A 2,695-nucleotide genomic window follows, 5' to 3' on the forward strand; every position below is an offset into this window, starting at 1 on the left:
TCAATCAGTGCCTTAGAGGCCAGCATCAAGCTGTTTAATCGTTTTAGGTGAAGTTCTGGGCAGTATTGGTGTAAAGAATGTTGTAGGATATTGGCTTCGCGCATCTTGTTGTCCAAGTGTAGTTTTTGGCGAAACCATTTGATCATGCAACAAGATGCGCTTCCACCCTAATTTGATGATTTATTTGTAAATCATCAGGGGATTCTTCAGAGCTATGTCTGTATTGGTAACACAATATCTTCAAGGTACATCCTGTGCCTCACTCGAAAGTGTGCTCCAAAGACTTGGAAAATGATCTGAGCCTAAATCCGATTTTGAAAACCTTCCAGAACTTCGTACCTATAGCGCAATTGAGCAAATATGAGGTAAAGATAGTAGGTGTCTACAATTTTACTGAAGCAGATCTGAATCGGCACTGTACTGTAGATTGAGTTTAAACTCGATTGTAGTAGACCTCTATTTATGATGTGGGATTCTCTATGACAACCCAATCCTGATTAGGTATACAGTCATATCTTACTACGCTTGTTTTTTAGGTTTTTGAGAGCAATATTTGTGCGCGTTATTCTAATAAATATAATTTAAAGTCATTTAAGATCAGCAGGATATAAGCTGTAAAGATTAGGTGATAGGTTTTAACAACGCGCATGCGTGTTTTTACTGATGGTGTATTGAATAGAATCCTGATAAGTTCCTTGTATACAAGTAGTTAACTTTGTACGTTTTCACCGGTGTAGCAAGATAAACGCGCAGCGCACGAGTTAAATTTTATAGGAAAGGCTGGTTTCGAGGATTTTCAACATAGTTGTCGTCTACAATATAAATATTGAAAACTTGGAGAATACTGTGTTCATTTTAACGGAAGCGAAAATTAATAAATACAAGAGCTATACCAATGAACAAGTTGTAAAACTTGAGGATGATGTAACTACCCTTGTTGGTAAGAACGAAAGCGGAAAAACAGCATTCCTTGAGGCGCTGGCAAAGTTCAATTACTTTACCGATGATGATGATTTCAAGTTCGATGAAGTTAGAGATTACCCCCGAAATGATCTGAAAAAATATCAACGTTCAGAAGAGGATGCAGTTGTAATAACCTGCACTTTTAAAATTGACGATGAAACAATTGATGAAATAAATTCGGATCTAGGCAAGGGCGTTCTTACTACCGAACAGTTCAAGGTTGAAGTCAAGTATAAATCTGGTCGTTTTTGGTATTATATCAAATCCAATGAAGAGAAATTTCTTGAAAATTTACAAAGTAAGCTAGGGTTTGATAATGAGATTAAGAACCACTTATTGAAACTAGGCTCGGTGAAAGCGGTAGTAGAGTGCGATCCAGGAGAAAATGAAGAGCTTAAGAAAATCATTTCTCATATTAACGAAAATATCGTCAAAGGAGCTTTTGGTTGGAAAACAAACCTAATAGATGCCTATATAACAAAGAAATATTTAAACCCTCGTATTCCGAGGTTCTGGTACTTTGATGAGTATCATGAGCTTCCATCAAGAGTAAGCATAGAATCAATTCGAAAAAACGCGCCAACTAGTGAGCTAACGAAACATCAATTGGAAACAGCAAAGGCGCTGTTCGAGCTTGCTGTTGTTGACATAGATCAGCTGGCAAGTTCATCTAGCTTTGAGTCGTTCATTGCTGAGTTAGAGGCTACTTCCAATGAAATAACAGACACTATTTTTGAGTACTGGTCAACCAATAGCAATCTCGCAATCGAGTTCAAAATTGACTCTGTTATAAGACCAAATCAACAACCAGAAAAAATCTTAGATATACGTGTCAGAAATAACAGGCACAGAATATCGTTGCCGCTCAAAAACAGAAGCAAGGGATTCAATTGGTTTTTTTCATTTATAGTATGGTTTAGTAAAATTCAGGATGACAAGGATAACAATTTCATTCTTTTATTAGATGAGCCAGGCTTAAACCTACATGCATCGGCTCAAGCCGACTTGTTACGATTTATCAATGATCTTTCTGATAATTACCAGATAGTATACTCAACCCATTCGCCTTTTATGGTTGAATCCGATGCGTTACATAGAGTAAGAACTGTTTACGACTCTGATGCTGGCAGTATTATTTCAAATGCCATACAGGAAAAAGATCCTGATACGCTATTCCCGCTACAAGCAGCACTTGGTTATGATATTGCTCAAAATCTATTTGTATCTAAAAACAATCTGCTTGTTGAAGGCCCATCCGATCTAAACTATTTGACGTTCATATCTAGCTTATTGGAAAGTGATGGACGAGAAGGATTACGGAATGATGTGACAATTGTTCCTGTAGGCGGTTTAGATAAAGTGGTTTCATTTATTTCTTTGCTTCGTGGTTCAAAGCTGAAAATTTCTTGCTTGTTAGATTCTTTCAATAATGCAAAAGGAGCCCAAAGGCTTGATGGCCTAATTCAATCGAAGATCATTAAAGATAAGCATGTCAGGTTTTTTGATGAGTTCGCAGGTGACGACTACGAAAAAGCCGATATTGAAGACCTGTTTGAAAAGTCAGAATATCTTCAGATATTTGGAAAAGCTTTTCCCGACTATGCACTGAAGAATCCCCTGATGATTTACAAATAAATCATCAAATTAGGGTGGAAGCGCATCTTGTTGCATGATCAAATGGTTTCGCTAAAAACTACACTTGGACAACAAGATGCGCGAAGCCAATATCCGA

General features: G+C 37.2%; 1 protein-coding gene. It reads left to right on the forward strand.

Annotated elements, in window-relative coordinates; genetic code table 11:
• Nucleotides 1-846: 846 nt before the first annotated feature.
• Nucleotides 847-2,598 (forward strand): AAA family ATPase, encoded by a 1,752-nt coding sequence (locus tag AEA42_RS21570; protein ID WP_082389691.1) that lies wholly within the window; start codon nucleotides 847-849, stop codon nucleotides 2,596-2,598.
• Nucleotides 2,599-2,695: the final 97 nt, after the last annotated feature.

The sequence above is a fragment of the Shewanella sp. Sh95 genome (assembly GCF_001308045.1).
In the GTDB taxonomy this organism is placed as follows: domain Bacteria; phylum Pseudomonadota; class Gammaproteobacteria; order Enterobacterales; family Shewanellaceae; genus Shewanella; species Shewanella xiamenensis.